The 23,989-nt window shown below is 37.2% G+C and carries 13 protein-coding genes; all 13 read left to right on the top strand.

Annotation, left to right across the window (positions count from 1 at the left end):
* Positions 1–198: 198 nt before the first annotated feature.
* The 13 genes from RBH94_RS07255 to sprA all read left to right on the top strand — a co-directional run bounded on the left by RBH94_RS07255 (position 199) and on the right by sprA (position 23,936).
* Positions 199–1,494: a c-type cytochrome gene (locus RBH94_RS07255; RefSeq protein WP_307883148.1), complete on the top strand. Its 1,296-nt coding sequence runs from the start codon at positions 199–201 to the stop codon at positions 1,492–1,494.
* A gap of 34 nt (positions 1,495–1,528) precedes the next feature.
* A complete protein-coding gene (locus RBH94_RS07260; protein WP_307883015.1) occupies positions 1,529–4,636 on the top strand; it encodes a TAT-variant-translocated molybdopterin oxidoreductase in 3,108 nt (1,035 codons plus the stop codon).
* A 28-nt stretch (positions 4,637–4,664) separates the two neighbouring features.
* Positions 4,665–6,113 (top strand): NrfD/PsrC family molybdoenzyme membrane anchor subunit, encoded by a 1,449-nt coding sequence (nrfD, locus tag RBH94_RS07265; RefSeq protein ID WP_188224117.1) that lies wholly within the window; start codon positions 4,665–4,667, stop codon positions 6,111–6,113.
* A gap of 9 nt (positions 6,114–6,122) precedes the next feature.
* Positions 6,123–6,653: a DUF3341 domain-containing protein gene (locus RBH94_RS07270; RefSeq protein ID WP_188224118.1), complete on the top strand. Its 531-nt coding sequence runs from the start codon at positions 6,123–6,125 to the stop codon at positions 6,651–6,653.
* Between the two features lie 7 nt (positions 6,654–6,660).
* Entirely contained in the window at positions 6,661–7,209 is a 549-nt protein-coding gene (locus tag RBH94_RS07275; RefSeq protein ID WP_188224119.1) for a cytochrome c, read from the top strand.
* Between the two features lie 20 nt (positions 7,210–7,229).
* On the top strand, positions 7,230–8,591 hold the full coding sequence (locus RBH94_RS07280; protein WP_307883016.1) for a quinol:cytochrome C oxidoreductase: 1,362 nt from the start codon (positions 7,230–7,232) through the stop codon (positions 8,589–8,591).
* Between the two features lie 30 nt (positions 8,592–8,621).
* Positions 8,622–9,686: a cytochrome c oxidase subunit II gene (locus tag RBH94_RS07285; RefSeq protein ID WP_307883017.1), complete on the top strand. Its 1,065-nt coding sequence runs from the start codon at positions 8,622–8,624 to the stop codon at positions 9,684–9,686.
* Between the two features lie 34 nt (positions 9,687–9,720).
* Positions 9,721–11,511 (top strand): cbb3-type cytochrome c oxidase subunit I, encoded by a 1,791-nt coding sequence (locus RBH94_RS07290; RefSeq protein WP_188224122.1) that lies wholly within the window; start codon positions 9,721–9,723, stop codon positions 11,509–11,511.
* Positions 11,512–11,622: 111 nt separating this feature from the next.
* Positions 11,623–12,648 (top strand): Holliday junction branch migration DNA helicase RuvB, encoded by a 1,026-nt coding sequence (ruvB, locus tag RBH94_RS07295; RefSeq protein ID WP_307883018.1) that lies wholly within the window; start codon positions 11,623–11,625, stop codon positions 12,646–12,648.
* 38 nt (positions 12,649–12,686) lie between these two features.
* Entirely contained in the window at positions 12,687–13,610 is a 924-nt protein-coding gene (gene queG, locus RBH94_RS07300) for a tRNA epoxyqueuosine(34) reductase QueG (RefSeq protein ID WP_307883019.1), read from the top strand.
* Positions 13,611–13,730: 120 nt separating this feature from the next.
* Positions 13,731–16,028, top strand: a complete 2,298-nt coding sequence (locus tag RBH94_RS07305) for an NADP-dependent malic enzyme (RefSeq protein ID WP_307883020.1) — start codon at positions 13,731–13,733, stop codon at positions 16,026–16,028.
* Positions 16,029–16,081: 53 nt separating this feature from the next.
* On the top strand, positions 16,082–16,663 hold the full coding sequence (ruvA, locus tag RBH94_RS07310) for a Holliday junction branch migration protein RuvA (protein ID WP_307883021.1): 582 nt from the start codon (positions 16,082–16,084) through the stop codon (positions 16,661–16,663).
* 7 nt (positions 16,664–16,670) lie between these two features.
* The gene (gene sprA, locus RBH94_RS07315; protein WP_374047729.1) at positions 16,671–23,936 is read left to right on the top strand and encodes a cell surface protein SprA; all 7,266 of its coding nucleotides are present in this window, start codon (positions 16,671–16,673) and stop codon (positions 23,934–23,936) included.
* Positions 23,937–23,989 lie beyond the last annotated feature (53 nt).

A 23,989-nucleotide genomic window follows, 5' to 3' on the forward strand; every position in this document is an offset into this window, starting at 1 on the left:
CAAATGTATACGTAATAAAGTAATTTCGAGGCTATTTTTATTATTTAGAATCCCTCTAAATTAGCTATTAACGTTTGTCTAACATTTCTATATACGAGTTTAAATGTTACTTTTGCGAGAGATTTTATAACTGCGTTTTTTTTAAATTATTGTATGAAAAAACCATACCAAAGTTTAGAAGTTAATATAACCAACAATATGAAAAAGGTGATTCACCGTAAATTAAGCAAGAACATACTTGGTTTAGGTTTAATTATTTTATTAGTCTTTACCGCATCCCTTTCTGCTCAGGAAGGAGATCCAGCAAAAGGAAAATCATTATTTAACGCGAATTGTGCTGCTTGTCACCAGTTAGATAAAAAAATGACAGGTCCAGCGCTTCGAAATGTTGAGGCGCGTCTAGCTGATGAGCAAGGATTGGATAGAGCATGGATTTATGATTGGGTTCATAATAGTGCTGGTGTTATCAAGTCTGGGGATGCTTATGGAAACAAAGTATACAATGAGTATGGTGGCGCAGCAATGACTGCTTTTCCTCAGTTGTCAGAAAAAGATATTGACGATATCTTAGCGTATACAGCAGAGGTTAAAAAAGAAGCACCTGCCGCGGCTGCAACAGCTGCAACTGGAGCTCAAACTGGAGCTGCAACTGGAGGTGTGTCTAACGAGTTAGTGTTAGGGGCGCTTGCTGTTCTATTTATGTTACTGGCCATCGGTTTATTTTTAGTGAACAAAACGCTTCGTCGTTTTGCTGAAGCTCAAGGTGTAGAATTGCCTGAGGAAACTAAAAGAATGCCGTTATGGAAAGCATTTGTTAAAAATCAATTTTTAATGTTGGTTTCTGCAATCTTTTTATTGCTTGCTGGGGCTTACTTTATCTATGGGTATTTAATGCAGGTTGGAGTTGATCAAGGGTATCAACCAGTACAACCAATTCATTTCTCACATAAAATTCATGCTGGTGACAACGGTATCGATTGTAAATACTGTCACTCTTCAGCTCGTGTAAGTAAAACATCAGGTATTCCATCTGTAAATGTTTGTATGAACTGTCATAAATCTATTTATGAGTATAACGGTGAAACAAGTGCGGAGTATACAAAAGAGTTCTATGATGATCAAATCAAGAAATTGTATGCAGCAGCAGGATGGGATGATGCAAACCAAAAGTACACAGGTGATTCACATCCGGTAAAATGGGTTCGTATTCACAACTTACCAGACTTCGTTTATTTCAATCACTCTCAGCACGTTTCTGTGGCTGGTGTTGAATGTCAAACATGTCACGGTCCTGTAGAGGAAATGGAAGTAATGTATCAACATGCGCCATTAACTATGGGGTGGTGTATCGAATGTCACAGAACTACAAATGTAAAGGTAGAGGATAACGCTTACTACGAGAAAATTCACGCTGAATTATCTAAGAAGTATGGTGTAGATAAGCTTACAGCTGCGCAAATGGGTGGTTTAGAATGTGGAAAATGCCACTATTAATAAAATTTAATAAGAAGTAATTCAATTATATAATATGTCATCAAACAAGAAATACTGGAAAAGTGTTGAAGAGCTAAACGAGAATAGCTCTATTGTTGAGACGCTAAAACAAAACGAGTTTGTAGAAGAGATTCCTACAGATGAATTTTTAGGTGATAAAAATGCATTAGAGTCTAGTTCTACAACGCGTCGCGATTTCTTAAAATATGTAGGATTCAGTACAGCTGCGGCATCATTAGCTGCGTGTGAGGGTCCTGTAGTTAAGTCGATTCCTTATGTAGTGCAACCAGAAGAAATTATTCCTGGTGTGGCTAACTACTATGCGACTACTATCGCAGATGGTTTCGATTTTGCTAGTGTTTTAGTGAAAACACGTGAAGGTCGTCCAATTAAGATTGAAAATAATACTTTGGCTGCTACTAATGGTAGCGCTAATGCCAGAGTTAATGCTTCGGTTTTAGGATTGTATGATAGTTTAAGAGTACAAGGTCCTAAAAAAGATGGTGAAGCCATCACTTGGGGTGATTTCGATGCTGATACGACTAAAAAATTAAATGAGTTAAAAGCGGCTAACAAGAAGATTGTTGTATTAACACAAACTTTTGCGAGTCCTTCTACACGTAACTTAATCGCAGACTTTAAAGAAGAGTACGGGAATGTTCAGCACGTGGTATATGATGCTGTTTCAGAATCAGCTGCTTTAGATGCTTTCCAGGCTAAATATGGCAAGCGTGCTTTAGCTAACTACGACTTCTCTAAAGCGATGACTATTGTATCTGTTGGAGCTGATTTCTTAGGTGACTGGCAAGGTGGTGGTTTTGATTCTGGCTATGCCAAGAATAAAGTGCCTAACCACGGTAAAATGTCGCGTCACATTCAGTTTGAATCTAACATGTCGCTAACAGGTGCTAATGCTGATAAACGTGTGCCTTTAACACCAAGTCAGCAAAAAGTAGCTTTAGCTAAATTATATAGTTATGTGGTTGGTGGTGCCGTTTCAGGTGAGTTACCAGCACACATAGATGAAGCTGTTCAAAAAGCAGCTGCACAATTAAAGAAAGCCGGGTCTAACGGGGTTGTTGTTACAGGTATTCAAGATGTAAATGCACAAACCGTTGTTCTAGAAATAAACGAATATTTAGCAAGTAAGGCATTTGATGCTAAAGCTGCTATTAAAACAAGACAAGGTAATGCTAAAGATGTAGCTAACTTAGTGGCTGAAATGAAAGCTGGTAAGGTTGCTGCAATAATTATGGCTGGTGTTAACCCAGTGTATACATTACCAAATGCTGCGGATTTTGCTGAAGGATTAAAGAAAACTGAATTATCTATTGCTTTCTCAATGAAAGAAGATGAAACAGCTTCAGAATCTCAGTACATCGCAGCTACTCCTCACTATTTAGAGTCTTGGGGAGATGTTGAAATTAAAAATGGACACTATGCATTAATGCAGCCAACAATTCGTCCGTTATTCGATACAAGACAATTTCAGGAAGCCTTATTAATCTGGACAGCTAATAGTGTTGCTTACAACGATTACATTAAAGAAATCTGGACTACTGATATTTTAAACGGTGCATCATTTAACCAAGCGTTGCACGATGGACAGTTTGTATCTGAGTCGGTTAATGAAATCGATAATATTGACGCTTTAGAAGGTTTAACCGAGAACAATGAAGTTGAGAAACCATCTAATGCTGCAGCTAGTGCTTTAGCCACTTCTGCAAAAGGTTCAGGTTTACAGTTGTCGCTATATACCAAAACAGGTATGGGAGACGGACAGCAAGCCAATAACCCTTGGTTACAAGAGTTTCCAGATCCAATTACAAGAACCTCTTGGGATAACTACTTAACAGTATCTAAAGCAGATGCTGATGCCTTAGGATTAATGAACAAAAACGTTGCTAACGGTGCATTAAACGGTAGTTATGCAAAAGTTACAGTTAACGGTACATCATTAGTTGTTCCTGTGTTAATTCAGCCAGGTCAGGCTAAAGGTTCTGTTGGTTTAGCATTTGGTTATGGTAAAACAAAAGGAATCAAAGAAGAAATGCAAACCGGAGTTAATGCTTATGCATTATATCATAACTTCAATACCGTACAGGATGTAACGGTTGAAGCTGCCGAAGGAGAGCATGAATTCGCTTGTGTACAGTTACACAACACCCTAATGGGACGTGGTGATATTGTAAAGGAAACTACTTTAGAAGTATTCAATACAAAAGATAAGAAATACTGGAATGCTATTCCTCAGGTGTCATTAAATCACGAGGAAACTCCGGTAACGTCACCAGATGTTGATTTATGGGATGAATTTGATCGTTCTATCGGTCACCACTTCAACTTATCAATCGACTTAAATGCATGTACAGGATGTGGGGCTTGTGTTATTGCTTGTCACGCAGAAAACAATGTGCCTGTAGTAGGTAAAACAGAAGTACGTCGTAGCCGTGATATGCACTGGTTACGTATTGATAGATATTATTCATCTGAAGAGTCATTCGCAGGTGATGATGAGAAGAAAGATAACATCTCTGGTTTAGGAAGCTCATTAAGTGAGTTCGGTGAAATGGAAAACGCTTCGGCTAATCCACAAGTTGCCTTCCAACCAGTAATGTGTCAGCACTGTAACCACGCACCTTGTGAAACTGTATGTCCTGTGGCAGCAACATCACATGGTCGTCAAGGTCAAAACCACATGGCGTACAACCGTTGTGTAGGTACTAGATACTGTGCTAACAACTGTCCTTATAAAGTACGTCGTTTCAACTGGTTCTTATACAATGGTAACGATGAGTTCGATTATCATATGAATGATGATTTAGGACGTATGGTATTAAATCCAGATGTTGTAGTTCGTTCTCGTGGTGTAATGGAGAAATGTTCGATGTGTATTCAAATGACACAAAAAACAGTTCTTGACGCAAAACGTGACGGACGTATCATTAAAGACGGTGAATTCCAAACAGCATGTTCTGCAGCTTGTTCTAGTGGAGCAATGACTTTTGGAGATATCAACGATAAGGAAAGTGAAGTTGCGAAACTTAAGGAAGATAACCGTATGTATCACTTACTTGAGCACGTAGGTACAAAACCGAACGTGATGTATCAAACTAAAGTGAGAAATACAACTGAAGCATAAATCTAATTAAAGAATCAATTATATAATTATGGCGTCTCATTACGAAGCACCTATTAGAAGACCCTTAGTTACAGGAGAAAAATCATACCACGACGTTACTGTGGATGTGGCAAAACCTGTAGAAGGAAAAGCAAATAAACAATGGTGGATAGTTTTTGGTATTTCACTGGCAGCGTTTCTTTGGGGACTTGGATGTATCATTTATACCGTATCGACAGGTATTGGAACTTGGGGTTTAAATAAAACCGTAGGTTGGGCCTGGGATATTACTAACTTCGTTTGGTGGGTTGGTATTGGTCACGCAGGAACACTTATCTCTGCAGTACTTTTATTATTCCGTCAAAAATGGAGAATGGCAATTAACCGTTCTGCAGAAGCAATGACTATCTTCTCGGTAGTTCAGGCTGGTTTATTCCCAATTATTCACATGGGTCGTCCATGGTTAGGGTACTGGGTATTACCAATTCCGAATCAGTTTGGTTCTTTATGGGTTAACTTTAACTCGCCATTATTATGGGACGTATTCGCGATCTCTACGTATTTATCTGTATCATTGGTATTCTGGTGGACAGGTTTATTACCAGATTTCGCCATGTTAAGAGATAGAGCTATTAAGCCATTCCAAAAGAAAATTTACTCATTATTGAGTTTCGGTTGGACAGGTCGTGCAAAAGACTGGCAACGTTTTGAAGAAGTATCTTTAGTGTTGGCAGGTTTAGCAACACCATTAGTACTTTCTGTACATACTATTGTATCGTTTGACTTCGCTACGTCGGTAATACCAGGATGGCACACCACTATTTTCCCTCCATACTTCGTTGCTGGAGCGGTATTCTCAGGATTCGCCATGGTAAATACATTACTTATTGTAATGCGTAAAGTATGTAACCTTGAAGATTATATTACAGTGCAACACATCGAATTAATGAACATCGTAATCATGATTACTGGTTCTATTGTTGGTGTGGCATATATTACTGAGTTATTTATTGCTTGGTATTCTGGAGTTGAGTATGAGCAATATGCTTTCTTAAACAGGGCAACAGGACCTTACTGGTGGGCATACTGGGCGATGATGACTTGTAACGTATTCTCTCCGCAGTTCATGTGGTTCAAGAAACTAAGAACAAGTATCATGTTCTCATTCTTTATCTCAATTGTGGTAAACATAGGAATGTGGTTCGAGCGTTTCGTAATTATCGTAACATCGTTACACCGTGATTACTTACCATCGTCTTGGACAATGTTCTCACCAACGTTTGTTGATATTGGAATCTTTGTTGGAACTATAGGATTCTTCTTCGTATTATTTTTATTATACTCAAGAACATTCCCGGTAATTGCACAGGCAGAGGTTAAGACGATTCTTAAGTCTTCTGGTGAGCGTTATAAGAAAATCAGAGAGGCAGGAGAAAGTTTAGTAGGAACAGGAGCAGATGAAAGAACTTCTGGAAACGTTAACAACACTAAAAACTAAGCGTAAACAATGGAAGCATCTAAAGTAATTCACGCTATTTATAATGATGACGATATTTTAATGTCGGCTGTAAAAAAGGTTAAGGCAGCAAAATATCACATCGATGAAGTATATACCCCGTTTCCAGTTCACGGGCTAGATAAAGCAATGGGATTAGCACCTACACGTATCGCTATCGCAGCATTTTTATACGGACTAGTAGGTTTAACAGTGGCAACAGTAATGATGAATTTTATCATGATTGAAGACTGGCCACAAAACATTGGTGGTAAACCAAGTTTTAGTTATTTAGAAAACATGCCTGCTTTTGTACCAATTATGTTCGAGCTTACGGTATTTTTCTCAGCCCACTTAATGGTAATTACGTTTTACTTACGTAGTAGAATGTGGCCATTTAAAGAGGCTGAAAATCCAGATCCAAGAACAACAGACGATCATTTCTTAATGGAAATCTCTGTTAACGGTAATGAAGAAGCATTACAAAGTTTACTAAGCGAAACTGGGGCAGTAGAAATTAATCTAATTGATAAAGCGCATTAAAATAAAGATGAAAGGCTTAATTAAAATATTAGCAATAGCAGTTGTTTTAGTAGCGGTATCATGTAAAAAAGATACGGCACCAAACTATCAGTTCATGCCAAACATGTACGAATCTGTAGGGTATGAAACATATAGTGAATCGGCTGCATTTAAGAGTGGAGTAGAAGCACAATTACCAGTAGAAGGTACAGTGGCGAGAGGGTTTATTCCTTTCGATATTGAGAATTCTACAGAAGGTTACGAATTAGCTAAAGCGACGTTAACAAATCCGTTAGATTCTACTCAAGTAGATTTAGAAAGAGGAAAAGTGCTTTACGATATTTATTGTGGAATTTGCCACGGTAACAAAGGTGATGGTCAAGGTAAGTTGGTAAAACGTGAAAAAATATTAGGTATACCAAACTACGCTGACAGAGAGATTACAGAAGGAAGTATTTACCACACGATTTATTACGGTAAAAATGCTATGGGTTCTTACGCGAATCAGATTAATGAAGAAGAGCGTTGGCAAGTAGTTTCATACGTGTTAAAATTAAGAGCTGATTTAGTAAAGTAAGAAGATAAGATTATATAGATATGTACACATTTTCAAATAAATTAAAGACATTTTCTATCATTCTAATGGTTTTAGGATTGTTAGGTGTTGGATATGGTTTTATGACATCTCATAAATCTTTAGACGAAGTAAAAACGATGCTTGCTGAAGAGGCTTCACACCACGGTGGTGGTCATGGCGAGGAAGCTACTCATGTTGTAGCTGATGCACATGATACGCATGGTGAAGCGGCTCACGGAGAAGAAGCTCATGCTGAAGATGCACACCACGGTGATGCTCATGCAGAGCACGTTCAACATCAAATGGCTAACCGCCCTTGGTCAGCTTTATATGTTGGAGCATTCTTCTTTATGATGATTGGTCTTGGTGTTTTAGCATTCTACGCGATTCAAATTGCATCTCAGGCTGGATGGTCTCCAGTATTATTCAGAGTTATGGAAGCGATTACAGCTTACGTATTACCTGGAGCTTTAATTGTATTAGCAATCGCTATTGCATCTGGAACTATAGGTCACTATAATATTTTCATCTGGATGGATCCTGAAGTAGTGGCTCACGATGAGTTAATTCAAGGAAAATCTGGTTGGTTAAACTTACCAATGTTTGCTGTTAGAGGTTTAGTATTTATCGCAGGATGGGCGTTATACCGTCACTTTGCTCGTAAATTCTCAATCGCTCAAGACAACGCAAAATATAACACGAACTTTAAGAAATCATTCCGTATCGCTGCGGCATTCTTAGTATTCTTTATCTATTCAGAATCTATGATGTCTTGGGATTGGGTAATGAGTGTAGATCCTCACTGGTTCTCAACATTATTCGGATGGTATGTATTTGCTAGTATGTTTGTAAGTGGTATTACTGTTATCGCTTTAATGAGCATCTACTTAAAATCTAGAGGATATTTAGAATTTGTAAATGAAAACCACTTACATGATGTGGCTAAGTTTATGTTCGCTATTAGTATTTTCTGGACATACTTATGGTTCTCACAATTCATGCTTATTTGGTACTCTAACATTCCAGAAGAGGTAACATACTTTATTTCTCGTATTAACGATTACAAATTACCATTCTTTGGTATGGTAGCACTTAACTTCATCTTCCCAGTATTATTACTGATGAATGCTGACTTTAAACGCGTGCCTTGGTTTGTTGTAATGACTGGTATTGTAATTTTATTTGGTCATTATATTGATATTTTCAATATGATTATGCCTGCTACCGTTGGAGACAGATGGTTTATTGGAATCCCTGAAATCGGTTCAATATTATTATTCGGAGGTTTATTCATATTTGTTGTATTCACAGCTTTAACAAAAGCACCATTATTAGCAAAAGGATATCCTTTAATCAAAGAAAGCGAAGATTTCCATTATTAATTAAGATATAAATAAAGACGAACGATAACAATGACTGCTTTATTAACAATTATAGTTTTAGTATTTATTCTAGTTGCCATCTGGCAAATGGTAAAGATTTTCGATTTAGCACAAGCTAAAGCGGATTGCGACCAGGTAGCCACCGATAAAGACAACAAGATAAATGCATATCTAATGATGGGCTTCTTAGCCTTCATTTATATCATTACCATTGTAAGTATAGTTAAGTGGGGTGATTTACCTTTACTATCTAACTCTGCTTCTGCACATGGTCCAACAATCGATAACTTAATGGCCATTTCATTAGTTATCATCTTTTTTGTTCAAACAGTAACACAATTCTTATTACACTATTTCGCATTTAAATACAAAGGTGAAAAAGGTAAAAAAGCGTTATTCTTTGCTGATAACAATAAGTTAGAGGCTATTTGGACAATCATTCCTGTAATTGTATTAGCAGGTTTAATTATCTACGGATTGAATACTTGGGTAAATATCATGGGAGTTGACGAAAGTGACGATCCTATGGTGGTTGAATTATATGCACAGCAGTTTAATTGGACAGCACGTTACGCTGGTCAGGATAATACTTTAGGTAAATCTAACGTGCGTTTAATTGATATTGATAGAGCTAACGTTTTAGGTATAGATGAAGCTGATCCTAACGCGCAAGACGATATCATTGTAAAAGAATTACACTTACCGGTTGGAAAGCCGGTATTATTTAAAATGCGTTCTCAAGACGTATTGCACTCGGCTTACATGCCACACTTTAGAGCGCAAATGAACTGTGTTCCTGGTATGATTACTCAGTTTGGGTTTACACCAACGGTAACAAGCGAGGAAATGAGACAAAACCCTGATATGGTTGAAAAAGTTGCAAACATCAACAGAATCAGAGTAGAAAAAAGTGAAGCATTAGTTGCTAAAGGAGAGGATGCTTTAGATCGCTACGAATTTGATTACTTGTTGATCTGTAACAAAATTTGTGGTAAATCTCACTACAATATGCAAATGAAAATTGTTGTAGAAACTCAAGAAGAGTTTGATGCTTGGATTAAAGAGCAAAAGGAATTTAAAAACTCTCTTAACTAATCAATTAATAAAAAGATAAATACGATATAAGATTATGTCAGCACACGCAGATACTCACGCTCACGACGACCACGGACATCATCATAAAGAGACCTTCATGACGAAGTACATCTTTAGCATGGACCATAAGATGATTGCTAAGCAGTACCTTATTACTGGTACCATCATGGGAGTTATTGGGATTTTAATGTCTATGATGTTCCGTATGCAGATTGCATGGCCTGAGGAGCCAAACGTATTGTTTGAAGCTTTATTAGGAAAATGGGCTCCTGAAGGTGTAATGGATGCCGATATATATTTAGCATTAGTTACTATTCACGGTACCATCATGGTATTCTTTGTATTAACAGCAGGATTAAGTGGTACATTCAGTAACTTATTAATTCCGTTACAAATTGGTGCTCGCGATATGGCATCAGGATTTTTAAACATGGTGTCTTACTGGTTATTCTTTTTATCTAGTATCATCATGGTAATTTCTTTATTTGTTGAAGCTGGACCAGCTGCTGCAGGTTGGACAATCTATCCTCCATTAAGTGCTTTACCAATGGCACAAGGAGGTTCAGGTATGGGTATGACTTTATGGTTAGTAGCCATGGCTATCTTTATTGCTTCTTCTTTATTAGGATCATTAAACTATGTGGTAACTGTACTTAACTTACGTACTAAAGGTATGACCATGACAAGATTGCCATTAACTATCTGGGCTTTCTTCATCACCGCTGTAATTGGTATCGTATCATTCCCGGTATTATTATCTGCAGCATTATTATTAATCATGGATAGAAGTTTTGGTACATCCTTCTTCTTATCAGATATATTTATTCAAGGTGAAGTATTACACTACCACGGTGGTTCACCGGTATTATTCGAACACTTATTCTGGTTCTTAGGTCACCCTGAGGTATATATCGTTATTTTACCTGCGATGGGTCTTGTGTCAGAGATTATGGCTTCTAACTCACGTAAACCAATTTTTGGTTACCGTGCGATGATTGCTTCTATATTAGCAATTGCATTCTTATCTACGATTGTATGGGGTCACCATATGTTCGTATCAGGTATGAATCCATTCTTAGGGTCTGTGTTTACATTCACAACTTTATTAATTGCAATTCCATCAGCAGTAAAAGCCTTTAACTGGATTACTACCATCTGGAAAGGTAACTTACAAATGAACCCAGCTATGTTATTCTCTATCGGTTTCGTATCTACGTTTATCACCGGAGGTTTAACAGGGATTATTTTAGGAGATTCTGCATTAGATATTAACGTTCATGATACATATTTCGTTGTGGCTCACTTCCACTTAGTAATGGGTATCTCTGCACTTTACGGTATGTTTGCTGGTATTTACCACTGGTACCCTAAAATGTTCGGACGTATGTTAAACAAGAACTTAGGATACATTCACTTCTGGATTACTGCAGTATGTGCTTATGGTGTATTCTTCCCAATGCACTTCATCGGAATGGCTGGTTTACCACGTCGTTACTACACAAACAGTAACTTCCCATTATTCGATGATTTAGCAGACGTAAACGTGATTATCACTGTATTCGCTTTAGTTGGTGGTGTGGTTCAAATCATTTACTTATACAACTTCTTTATTAGTATTTTCTACGGAAAGAAAGCAACTCAAAACCCTTGGAAATCGACTACCTTAGAGTGGACAACTCCAGTAGAACATATCCACGGAAACTGGCCAGGTGAGATTCCTCACGTATACCGTTGGGCTTACGATTACAGTAAACCAGGTCACGATGTTGATTTCGTTCCGCAAAACGTGCCTTTAAAGGAAGGTGAAGAAGAACTTCAACACTAAGACAAACAATATTTAAATACAAAAAGGCCTTTCTAATTTTAGAAAGGCTTTTTCTTTATATTTGCTTATGCCGAAGTGCTTTCGGTATCTTTGCATTTCAGATAGATGACTATGAACGAAAATTTAGATCCTACAAACGAACACTTTTCTCCTGAAGAACTTGATGTTGAAAAAAAGTTAAGACCGCTAAGTTTTGGCGACTTTACAGGTCAGGATCAGGTTTTGGAGAACCTTCAAATTTTTGTTCAGGCGGCTAATATGCGTAGTGAAGCCTTAGATCATACGTTATTTCACGGGCCTCCGGGTTTAGGTAAAACGACTTTGGCTCATATATTGGCGAATGAGCTTAATGTGGGAATTAAAGTGACCTCAGGACCTGTATTGGATAAACCTGGCGATCTTGCCGGATTGTTAACCAATCTTGATGAACGAGATGTGTTATTTATTGATGAAATTCATCGTTTGAGTCCTATAGTTGAGGAGTATTTATACTCCGCTATGGAAGACTACAAAATTGATATTATGATTGAATCAGGGCCTAATGCCCGTACGGTTCAAATTAATTTAAATCCATTCACTTTAGTAGGGGCGACTACACGTTCAGGGTTGTTAACGTCTCCAATGCGGGCACGTTTTGGTATTCAAAGTCGATTGCAATATTATAATACCGAATTATTATCCACTATAATAGAACGTAGTGCTTCTATTCTAAATGTGCCGATTACTATGGAAGCAGCAATAGAAATTGCTGGTCGTAGCCGCGGAACGCCGCGTATCGCGAATGCTTTATTGCGTCGTGTTAGAGATTTTGCTCAGATAAAAGGTAATGGTCGTATCGATATCAAAATAGCTAAGTTTGCTTTGCAGGCGCTAAACGTAGATGCCCATGGTTTAGATGAAATGGATAATAAAATCCTAACCACCATTATCGATAAGTTTAAAGGTGGTCCTGTTGGAATTACAACTTTAGCAACGGCGGTGAGTGAAAGTGCGGAAACCATTGAAGAAGTTTATGAGCCCTTTTTAATTCAACAAGGGTTTATTATGCGTACACCTCGAGGTCGTGAAGTTACTGAAGCAGCCTATAAGCATTTAGGCCGCGTTCGTGGGTCGGTACAAGGTGGTTTATTCGAATAGTAATGTTATCCTGAACTCGTTTCAGGATCTCTATACAAATGAACATAAAAACAAAACATACACAATTGATAAAAACCGAAGCCAAACGCCTCGGTTTTTTATCTTGTGGAATTAGCCAAGCTGGTTTTCTTGAAGCTGAAGCACCGCGTTTAGAACGTTGGTTAAATGGGAATATGAATGGTGAAATGCATTACATGGAAAATCATTTCGATAAACGTTTAGATCCAACGAAATTGGTTGAAGGTTCTAAAAGTGTGATTTCCTTATTACTTAATTATTATCCAGAAAAGACTCAGGAGGATGCTAATGCACCAAAGATTAGTAAGTATGCTTACGGCACCGATTATCACTTTGTAATTAAAGATAAGTTGAAAGACCTTCTTAATTTTATACAAGAAGAAATAGGAGAAGTTCAAGGTCGTGCTTTTGTAGACTCCGCTCCTGTATTAGACAAAGCCTGGGCTGCCAAAAGTGGATTGGGTTGGATTGGCAAAAACAGTAATTTACTAACTCAGCAAGTCGGTTCATTTTATTTTATAGCTGAACTAATTGTCGATTTAGAATTAGAATATGATCTCCCAACAACCGATCACTGTGGCACCTGTACAAAATGTATAGATGCATGTCCTACTCAAGCCATAACAGAGCCTTATGTTGTTGATGGCAGTAAATGTATTTCCTATTTTACTATCGAATTAAAAGATAATATACCAACCGAATTTAACGGGCAATTTGATAACTGGATGTTTGGTTGTGATGTCTGCCAGGATGTATGTCCCTGGAACCGATTTTCAAAACCTCATAGCGAGCCATTATTCAATCCGCATCCCGAATTATTATCCATGAGTAAAAAAGACTGGGAAGAAATAACTCAGGATGTATTTAGTAAAATCTTCAAAAAATCTGCCGTAAAGCGAACTAAGTTTTCAGGTTTAAAAAGAAATATAGACTTTTTAAAGTAAGACTGAGGGAGTTAATATATTATGTTTTTTAGCTAAAAAAGTACTATTAAAAACTTAATAGATTAAGAGCTTAGCTAACTTAGTATTACTATCTTTGCTTAGTACATAACTTATTAATTTATGAGCGAAGAAAGTAAACGTAGAGAGGCTCTTATATATCATGCAAAGCCTACGCCAGGAAAAATAAAAGTAGTTCCAACCAAAAAATATGCGACACAAAGAGATTTATCGTTGGCATATTCTCCAGGGGTTGCAGAACCATGTTTAGAGATTGAAAAAGATAAAAATAATGCTTATAAATATACCGCTAAAGGAAATTTAGTAGCGGTAATTTCCAACGGTACAGCTGTTTTAGGACTTGGTAATATTGGTCCTGAAGCGTCTAAACCGGTAATGGAAGGTAAGGGCTTATTATTTAAAATATTTGCAGACATTGATGTATTCGATATTGAGGTAGATACTGAAAATGTCGATGAGTTTATTGAAACGGTAAAAAATATAGCGCCTACCTTTGGAGGTATCAACCTTGAAGATATTAAAGCTCCGGGTGCTTTCGAAATTGAACGTCGCTTAAAAGAAGAGCTTGATATTCCGGTTATGCACGACGATCAGCATGGTACCGCTATAATTTCAGCGGCTGCGTTAATCAATGCTTTAGAATTAATAGAGAAAAATATTGAAGATGTAAAAATCGTAATCAGTGGTGCCGGTGCGGCAGCGATTTCATGTTCTCGTTTGTACCAAGCGTTTGGTGCAAAACGTGAAAATATGGTCATGATAGATAGTAAAGGTGTTATCCGTGACGATAGAGAAAACCTATCTTCTGAAAAAGCAGAATTTGCTACTCACAGAAAAATAGATACCCTTGAAGAAGCCATGGTAGATTCAGATGTATTTATCGGATTGTCGATGGCAAATGTACTATCTCCAGACATGTTATTGTCTATGTCAAATGATCCTATCGTGTTTGCTATGGCAAATCCTGATCCTGAGATTAAATACGACTTAGCAATAAAAACGCGTAAGGATGTGATTATGGCTACTGGACGTAGTGACCATCCTAATCAGGTAAATAATGTACTAGGTTTCCCATTTATCTTCAGAGGAGCGTTAGATGTCCGTGCAACAAAGATTAACGAAGCAATGAAGATGGCTGCTGTTGAAGCTCTAGCGCGTTTGGCTAAAGAACCAGTGCCAGAACAGGTAAATATAGCCTATGGAGAAACGAGATTGGCTTTCGGAAAGGATTATATTATTCCGAAACCTTTCGATCCACGTTTAATAGCTGAAGTGCCACCAGCAGTAGCTAAAGCAGCTATGGAAAGTGGAGTGGCTAAAGAACCAATCACAGATTGGGAGGCTTACCAAGATAAGTTACGTGAGCGTTTGGGGTCTGATAACAAAATGGTTCGTTTATTATTAAACAGAGCGAAACTGGATCCGAAGCGAGTGGTATTTGCTGAAGCAGATCAGTTGCCAGTATTAAAGGCGGCTCAAATTGTTTATGAAGAAGGTATTGCAATTCCAATTTTATTGGGAAGAAAGGAAGCGATTGAAGAGTTAATGGCAGATATTGAATTTGATGCTAAAGATATTTTAATCATCGACCCTAAAACTGAAGAAGAAAACGACAGAAAAAATAGGTACGCTAAAGTATATTGGGAACAACGTAAGCGTCGCGGTGTAACTTACTACTCTGCTCAACGTTTAATGCGTGAGCGTAATTATTTTGCAGCCATGATGGTGAACGAAGGAGATGCCGATGCTTTAATAACTGGATATTCTAGAAGTTATCCTTCAGTAGTAAAACCAATGTTAGAATTAATTGGTATGGCCGATGGCGTAAAGCGTGTAGCTACGACCAATATGATGATGACCAAACGCGGACCATTATTTTTAAGTGATACGTCTATAAATATCGATCCGGATACTAAAACGTTAACTAAAATTGCACAAATGACCTCGCAAGTGGTTAAAATGTTTGGGTTAACACCTGTAATGGCGATGACTTCATATTCTAACTTTGGGTCTTCATCAGATTTAAGAGCTTCAAAAGTTCGTGATGCTGTAGCGTATTTGCATCGTTATTATCCAGATATGATTGTAGATGGAGAATTGCAAACCGATTTTGCTTTAAATGGTGAGATGCTTAAAGATAAATTCCCATTCTCTAAATTGGTTGACAGAAAGGTGAATACCTTAATATTTCCAACCTTAGACTCTGCAAATATTACTTACAAATTGTTAAAGGAGTTAAACGAAGCAGATTCTATCGGACCAATTATGATGGGTATGCGTAAACCGGTTCACATTCTTCAATTTGGAGCAAGCGTAGACGAAATTGTAAACATGACGGCAATAGCGGTTGTTGATGCGCAACAAAAGGAAAAATTCGAGAAGGAAAAGGAAAATTTATAGTGATTCCATTCTAAATAATTTTACTACATTTGGGATGAAACCTATTGCTATAAATGATTACACATATTCAAGGAAAACTTGTAGAGAAAAACTTAACCGATGTTGTTATTGATTGTAACGGCGTAGGCTATTTATTAAACATTTCTCTGCATACATATTCTGAAATTCCAGATAAAGAGTTTCTAAAATTATATACACATTTACAAATTAAAGAAGACGCCCATACCTTGTATGGGTTTTCTTCTTTGATAGAGCGAGAAGTGTTCAGGTTGCTGCTTTCTGTAAGTGGTATTGGGGCAAGTACAGCACGTACCATGTTGTCTTCTCTCACGCCTAAACAGGTTATTGAGGGTGTCGCTGGCGAAGATGTCGCTTTAATTCAGTCCATAAAAGGTATTGGAGCTAAAACAGCACAACGGGTTATAATAGATTTGAAAGATAAAGTTCTGAAAATTTATGATATTGATGAAGTTTCTGTCTCTAAAGACAATACCAACAAAGATGAAGCGTTATCTGCTTTAGAGGTTCTTGGTTATCTAAGAAAGCAGGCAGAGCGTGTTGTAGACAAGATTTTAAAAGCAGAACCAGAAGCAACCGTTGAAAGTATAATCAAGCAGGCTCTAAAAAATTTATAATTAGATTTTGAACATAACTAACCTTATTTCTAAAAAATCAAACTACAAGCGTACCAAAAAACGCTTTAAAGGCTTTTTCTTAGCCTTTACATTATTATTTACAGTAGCACTTTGGGCACAAGAGCCAGACTCTTTAAAGACTGGTTTTAATTTAGGAACCATTAAAACGGCCGACCCGGAAAGTATAGAGTCTAAATACACTTATGATCCTGTTACCAATCGGTATATCTACACCGAAAAAATAGGTGATTATAATATTAAATATCCAGTAATTTTAACACCAAAGGAATATTACGATTTGGTGGCTAAAGAAAGTTTAAAGGAATATTACAAACAAAAGATTGACGCTTTCGATGGTAAAAAGGAAGGCGCTGAAGAAGCTCAGAAAAACTTATTACCTGAGTTTTATGTGAAATCAGGTTTTTTTGAAACGATTTTTGGAAGTAATACCATTGAAGTGGTACCACAGGGATCCGTAGAAATGGATTTAGGGGTGTTGTTTTCAAAACAAGACAACCCAACATTTTCACCAAGAAACCGAAGCAATTTCACCTTCGATTTCGATCAGCGTATCAGTTTAAGTTTATTAGGTAAAGTGGGAACGCGTTTACAAGTTAATGCAAATTACGATACACAATCGACGTTCGATTTTCAGAATTTAATCAAATTAGAATACACACCTACCGAAGACGATATTATTCAGAAAATAGAAGTTGGTAACGTTAATATGCCATTAAATAGCTCATTAATTACCGGAGCTCAAAGTTTATTTGGTGTTAAAACACAATTACAATTTGGAAGAACAACGGTTACAGCGGTGTTTTCTGAACAAAAATCTGAAGCCAACAGAGTGGTGGCTCAAGGGGGCGGAACTTTAGAGGAATTCGAGTTGTTTATTCGCGACTACGACGAGAACAGGCACTTCTTCTTAGCCCAATACTTTAGGGAAAACTATGATAGAGCTTTAGAGAACTATCCCTTTATCAATAATAAAGGTTTACAGATAACAAGGCTAGAGGTTTGGATAACCAACCGAAGTAATAAAACCGATAATGTTAGAAACATTGTTGCGCTTCAGGATTTAGGAGAAACCGATAAAGTAGCATCTACGGTTAATGTATTTGCTACACCGGGTGCTTTTCCTGATAATGAGAATAATGCTTTCGATCCTACTAATATTGGAGGCGCTAACTCACAATTAAATTCAGGTATTCGAGATGTGTCATCGGTACAGTCTGGGTTTAATATTTCTGGAGTAAATGAAGGTTTTGATTATGCGAAATTAGAAAATGCCAGAAAGTTAATTAACGGTCAGGAGTATACTTACAATAGTCAGTTGGGATATATTTCCTTAAATCAGCGTTTAAATAACGACGAAGTTTTAGCGGTTGCTTTTCAGTATACAGTCGGTGGTCAAGTGTATCAGGTTGGTGAATTTGCCAACGACGGAGTCGATGCTACAGATGTAACCACCAACAGTTCAGGACAGGTTACCAATGTGGTAAATACAAATTTAGTATTAAAATTATTGAAGAGTAGTATTACCAATGTAACGCAGCCAATCTGGGATTTAATGATGAAAAACATCTACGATACCGGGGCCTATAATTTGAGTCAGGAAGATTTCAAATTAAATATTTTCTACAATGAGGCATCGCCTTTAAATTATATTAAACCAGTAGGAGGAAGTTTTGCTAAAGATATCTACGGAAACCCTGTAACGGGCAATACGCCGGAAGAAGCGCAGCTTCAAAACATTCCGCTTTTGCGCGTGTTTAATTTAGATAAGTTGAATTATAATAACGATCCTCAAACCAATGGTGATGGGTTCTTCGACTTTGTTCCTGGTATAACTGTCATTCCACAAAATGGTAAAATTATATTTACCAGTGCAGAGCCGTTTGGAGAATATTTATTCAACGTGTTAGGGGATGGTGATTATACTAATGAAGCTACTTATAACGACGACCAGAATAAATATGTTTATGACGTACTTTATAATAGCACCAAGACAGCAGCTTTAGAAGAGGTTGAGAAGAATAAATTCAAACTAAAAGGACGTTATAAGTCCAGTGGTAGTGACGGCATCCCTATAGGTTCGTTTAATGTGCCTCGTGGTTCTGTAAAAGTTACCGCCGGCGGACGCGTGCTAGTTGAAGGTATTGATTATACAGTAAACTATCAGTTAGGTCGTGTTCAAATTTTAGATGAAGCCTTAAAAGCTTCAAATACGCCTATCGAAGTTTCAACTGAAAATAACGCCGTGTTTGGGCAACAAACCAAACGTTTCACGGGTATTAATGTTGAGCACAAATTCAATGAGAATTTTGTCTTGGGTGGAACTTTATTAAATTTAAATGAACGCCCAATTACCCAAAAAGCAAATTACGGTTCAGAACCCATTAATAATACTATTTTTGGTTTCAACGGAAATTATGCAACTAAAGTACCATTCTTCACCCGAATGGTAAATAAGTTACCAAATATTGATACCGATGTAGAGTCTAATTTGTCATTACGAGGCGAGTTTGCTTATCTGGCACCAGGAGCTCCAAAAGGAACCAACTTAAATGGTGAAGCGACATCGTATATTGATGACTTTGAAGGAACTCAAAACTCTATCGACTTAAAATCTCAGCAATCGTGGTTTTTATCAAGTAGACCTTTAGAGTTAAATGTGGCTACAAATCCTAATGAGGATGAAAATGGCATTCAGAATGGATATCAAAGAGCCATGCTTAACTGGTATAATATAGACCCTATTTTCTATAGTGCACAGCGACCAGATGGTATTTCAGATAACGATTTATCAAGTTTATACACAAGTCGTGTGTTTATTAATGAATTGTATCCGGAAAGAGATTTGGTACAAGGACAAAATTCGGTATTAAACACTTTAGATTTGGCGTACTATCCAACCGAACGTGGACCTTATAATTTCGATCCAACCACGACTAATAATGTGATTAATAATCCGCAGGATTCTTGGGCAGGAATTACACGTCAGTTAACATCAACCGATTTTGAGCAACAAAATGTAGAGTACATAGAGTTTTGGTTACAGGATCCGTTTCAGGAGAATACAGCGAATCCGGGAGGAACTTTAGTGTTTAACCTGGGTAATATTTCAGAAGATATTATTAAGGATGGTAAAAAGTTATATGAAAACGGTTTGCCAAAAGATGGTGATGTGAGTTTATTGAATCCCACCGAATGGGGAACAGTAGCCCCATTAAATCAATCTTTAATTTACACGTTCGATACCACTGGTCAGGAACGCGATAATCAAGATGTAGGTTACGATGGTTATGATGATGCAGAAGAGTTGGCCATTTTTGGATCTAACTTTGGTGACGACCCATCAAATGATAATTACACGTATTTCTTAAATGCCGATGGAGACATTTTTGAACGTTATAAAAAATACAATGGTGTTGAGGGGAATACGCCTGATACTTTTACTAATACAGACCGTGGTGCTAATACACAACCTGATGTAGAGGATGTGAATCGTGATAACACCATGAATACCATTGATAGTTATTTCGAGTATGCACTTGAAATTACCAGACAGAATTTACCAGAATCGAAAGCAGATTTTGATAACCTTCCGAGTTCCAACCCGCTTAAGGAGTTTTTAAGAGATTTTAAAGAACGTCCAAGGTCACTACCAAATGGCGATAGTAGAAATGTGAGATGGTATCAATTTAGAATACCTATTAACGTGCCATTAGAAAAGTTTGATGATACCAATGTTTCAGAATACAAACGTTATGGGGGTATTACCGATTTCCGTTCTATTCGTTTCACCCGTGTGTATTTAAAAGACTTCGTACAGCCAACAGTATTCCGTTTTGGTTCATTAGAATTAGTACGTAGTGAATGGCGTCGTTATACTCAGGCTTTAGATAAAAATGATCCAACACCAGAAGATGCTCAAACCGATTTTTCTGTAGGTGTTATTGGAACAATTGAAAATGAAGGAAGTTACCAGCGTCCTCCTGGAATTGAACCTGAACAGTTGTTTAATAACAATACAGTTGTTAATCAAAATGAGCAATCGTTAGTGGTTAAAGTTTGTAATCTGGAAGCTGAAGATTCAAAGGCAGTTTACAAGAATATAAGTATCGACATGCGTCAGTTTAAACAGTTAAGAATGTTTATACATGCCGAGGATGGTGAAGATGGTATTGGAAATTTATCCGATAACGATATTGTAGGTTTCATTAGGATGGGGAATGACTTAACTGAGAATTTCTATCAAATTGAAATTCCATTACAGGTATCTACATCATCAACTAGAGAAGGATTGTGGCCTGAAGCCAATGAAATTAATTTACCTATTGAAGTATTAGGAAGAATAAAGGCGCAGGGAATCGCCGATATGACTTTAAGTAATGAAGATCCTGCTTTTTACGATGTGATTAACGGAGAAATTAGTGCAGTAACCGATCCGTATTCAGGTTATGTTGCCGGACAGCACCGTGTGGGTATTAAAGGAAATCCGAATTTCGGAGATATTAGAACACTTATGGTTGGGGTTAAAAATGCCACAAGCAGTAATGATGTGTGTGCCGAAGTTTGGTTTAATGAGTTGCGTTTATCTGATATGGATAACGAAGGTGGATGGGCAGCTGTTGTTAGCATGGATACCAATCTGGCCGATTTTATGAATATCAGTGCAACAGGTAGACAAAGTACATCTGGTTTCGGAGGAATTGAGCAAGGACCAAGTCAGCGTAGTCTGGAAGATGTTAAACAGTACGATGTGGTTACGAATATTAACGTTGGGCAGTTGTTACCTAAAAAATGGGGTGTTCAGGTGCCGTTTAACTATGCACAAAGTGAAGAGTTAATCACGCCTAAATACGATCAGTATTACGAAGATTTAACTTTAGATTCCAGGTTGGATGCGGCAGAGACAGATGCAGATCGAGACCGAATTAAAGAACAATCTGAAGATTACACCAAACGTCAGAGTATCAACTTTATTGGTGTTCGTAAGATTAAAACCAATGAAGAAGAGAAGCCGCATTTTTACGATGTAGAGAACTTGACCTTAAACTATTCGTATAATAAAGTAGAACATCGAGATTTTGAAATTGAAAATTCGGTAAATAAAACCATACGTGCTGGGGCGAATTATGCTTATAATTTTGAGCCCTTCCGCATAGAACCTTTCAAAAACAATGATTCCTTATTTACGGGCAGATACTGGAAATTATTAAAAGACTTCAATCTTAATTTATTACCATCAAGTTTTACTGTAAACACAGATATTAACAGGCAATTTAATCGTCAGAAATATAGAGAGGTTGAATTAGGTGCTGGAAATATTGGCGTAGAAGAACTGTTTAGAAGAAACTACATGTTCGATTTTCAGTATACCATTAACTACAATTTAACCGATGCCTTAAGTTTTAATTTCACGGCAGCGAATAACAATATTGTTCGTAATTATTTTACCAATACCATTGCAGGCGAACAGTTACAGGACCCAAGTTTAGATGTTTGGGACGGGTTCTTTGATTTTGGAGATCCAAACCGTCAAATGCAAAACCTTGGCGTAACTTATGAGATTCCTATTAATAAAATCCCAGTGTTAAGTTTTATTAGTGCATCGTACCAGTATAACGCAAACTTCCAGTGGCAAAAGGGATCTGACTTATATGGCGAGCTTGAAGTTGATGGTGTGACTTACGATTTAGGTAATACGGTACAAAATGCAAATACGCATAATATTAATTCAAGTTTCGACTTGAACAGGCTGTATAGAGAGATCGGGTTGGTTAAAAAACCAATTGCACGTACAGGAACATCTAATGCTAATAGAAATAACCTGCCAGGAACACAGGAAAATCAACCAAAGAAAAAGAGTCAGGCTGGAACAAAATTCTTAAATGCAGGTATCGATGTGTTAACCAGTGTAAAACGTGTTCAAATAAATTATTCTGAAAATAACGGTACCTTCTTACCGGGATATTTACAAACCCCTGGTTTTATTGGAACCTTAAAGCCAACCGTAGGATTTACTTTTGGTAGCCAAAGCGATGTAAGATACATGGCAGCCAGAAAAGGATGGTTAACCGTTTTCCCGGAATTCAATCAGCAGTATTCAACAACGAATACAAAGCAATTGGATATTTCTGCCAGTTTAGAACCGTTTAGAGATTTAAAAATTGACTTGGTAGGTAATCGTGCTTATTATGATAATTATACAGAAAACTATCGCGTAAATAATATAGGAGGTGAATACGAGTACGAGTCGTTAACACCTAACAATTTCGGGAATTTTAATATCTCTACCGTGCTAATTAAAACCGCATTCAGCTCTAGCGATGAAAATTCTAGTGCGGCGTTCAACGATTTTAGAGCAAACCGTTTAACTATTGCCAGACGCTTGGCTCAGGAAAAAGGTGTTGATATTACCGATGTAGATGATGATGGGTTCCCTAAAGGTTTTGGTAAAAACAGTCAGTCCGTATTATTGCCGGCATTCTTAGCAGCATATTCCGGGCAAGATGCGAGTAAAGTAAAAACAAGTGCATTTAGAGATGTGCCGATTCCAAACTGGGATTTAAAGTATACTGGATTTATGAAGTTTGCCTGGTTTAAAAAGAATTTTAAACGTTTCTCTTTAACCCATGGATATCGATCTACGTATACTATCAATCAGTTTCAAAGTAATTTAGATTATGTACAACCTGATTTCACTGTTGCCTACGATAATCAGCCAACAGATGTTAAAAATCAATCAGGAAATTATAAGAATGAAAGATTATATAGTAACATCAACTTAACCGAGATGTTCAGTCCGTTGGTGCGTATTGATTTTGAAATGAAAAATTCTATTAAAATCTTAGCAGAAATTAAACGCGACAGATTACTATCCTTAAGTTTCGATAATAACCTAATGACCGAAGTACAGGGTAAAGAATATGTAATTGGATTGGGATATCGAATTAAAGATTTAAGAATAAATTCAAATTTGGCTGGGCCGAGTAAGCGTATAATAAGCGACCTGAATATGAAAGCTGATATTTCGGTAAGAGATAATAAAACCATTATTAGATATCTCGATTTAGAGAACAATCAGGTCACTTCTGGTCAAACCATTTGGGGACTTAAATATTCGGCCGATTATGCCTTTAGTAAAAACCTAACAGGTATATTCTATTTCGATTATGCGTTCTCCGATTATGCCATTAGTACCGCATTCCCACAAACAACCATTCGATCGGGTATAACCCTTCGATATAATTTTGGGAATTAACACAATAAGTGTTTGAATTTAGATTTTGAATAAATACATTTGCCGAAACTAAA

This window comes from Aestuariibaculum sp. YM273, assembly GCF_030908365.1.
Lineage (GTDB): Bacteria > Bacteroidota > Bacteroidia > Flavobacteriales > Flavobacteriaceae > Aestuariibaculum > Aestuariibaculum marinum.

What these genes read in the sequence shown, in the direction of transcription:
- RBH94_RS07255 (WP_307883148.1), top strand. Translation starts at nt 199, where the DNA reads ATGAAAAAGGTGATTCACCGTAAATTAAGCAAGAACATACTTGGTTTA.
- RBH94_RS07260 (WP_307883015.1), top strand. Translation starts at nt 1,529, where the DNA reads ATGTCATCAAACAAGAAATACTGGAAAAGTGTTGAAGAGCTAAACGAG.
- nrfD (WP_188224117.1), top strand. Translation starts at nt 4,665, where the DNA reads ATGGCGTCTCATTACGAAGCACCTATTAGAAGACCCTTAGTTACAGGA.
- RBH94_RS07270 (WP_188224118.1), top strand. Translation starts at nt 6,123, where the DNA reads ATGGAAGCATCTAAAGTAATTCACGCTATTTATAATGATGACGATATT.
- RBH94_RS07275 (WP_188224119.1), top strand. Translation starts at nt 6,661, where the DNA reads ATGAAAGGCTTAATTAAAATATTAGCAATAGCAGTTGTTTTAGTAGCG.
- RBH94_RS07280 (WP_307883016.1), top strand. Translation starts at nt 7,230, where the DNA reads ATGTACACATTTTCAAATAAATTAAAGACATTTTCTATCATTCTAATG.
- RBH94_RS07285 (WP_307883017.1), top strand. Translation starts at nt 8,622, where the DNA reads ATGACTGCTTTATTAACAATTATAGTTTTAGTATTTATTCTAGTTGCC.
- RBH94_RS07290 (WP_188224122.1), top strand. Translation starts at nt 9,721, where the DNA reads ATGTCAGCACACGCAGATACTCACGCTCACGACGACCACGGACATCAT.
- ruvB (WP_307883018.1), top strand. Translation starts at nt 11,623, where the DNA reads ATGAACGAAAATTTAGATCCTACAAACGAACACTTTTCTCCTGAAGAA.
- queG (WP_307883019.1), top strand. Translation starts at nt 12,687, where the DNA reads ATGAACATAAAAACAAAACATACACAATTGATAAAAACCGAAGCCAAA.
- RBH94_RS07305 (WP_307883020.1), top strand. Translation starts at nt 13,731, where the DNA reads ATGAGCGAAGAAAGTAAACGTAGAGAGGCTCTTATATATCATGCAAAG.
- ruvA (WP_307883021.1), top strand. Translation starts at nt 16,082, where the DNA reads ATGATTACACATATTCAAGGAAAACTTGTAGAGAAAAACTTAACCGAT.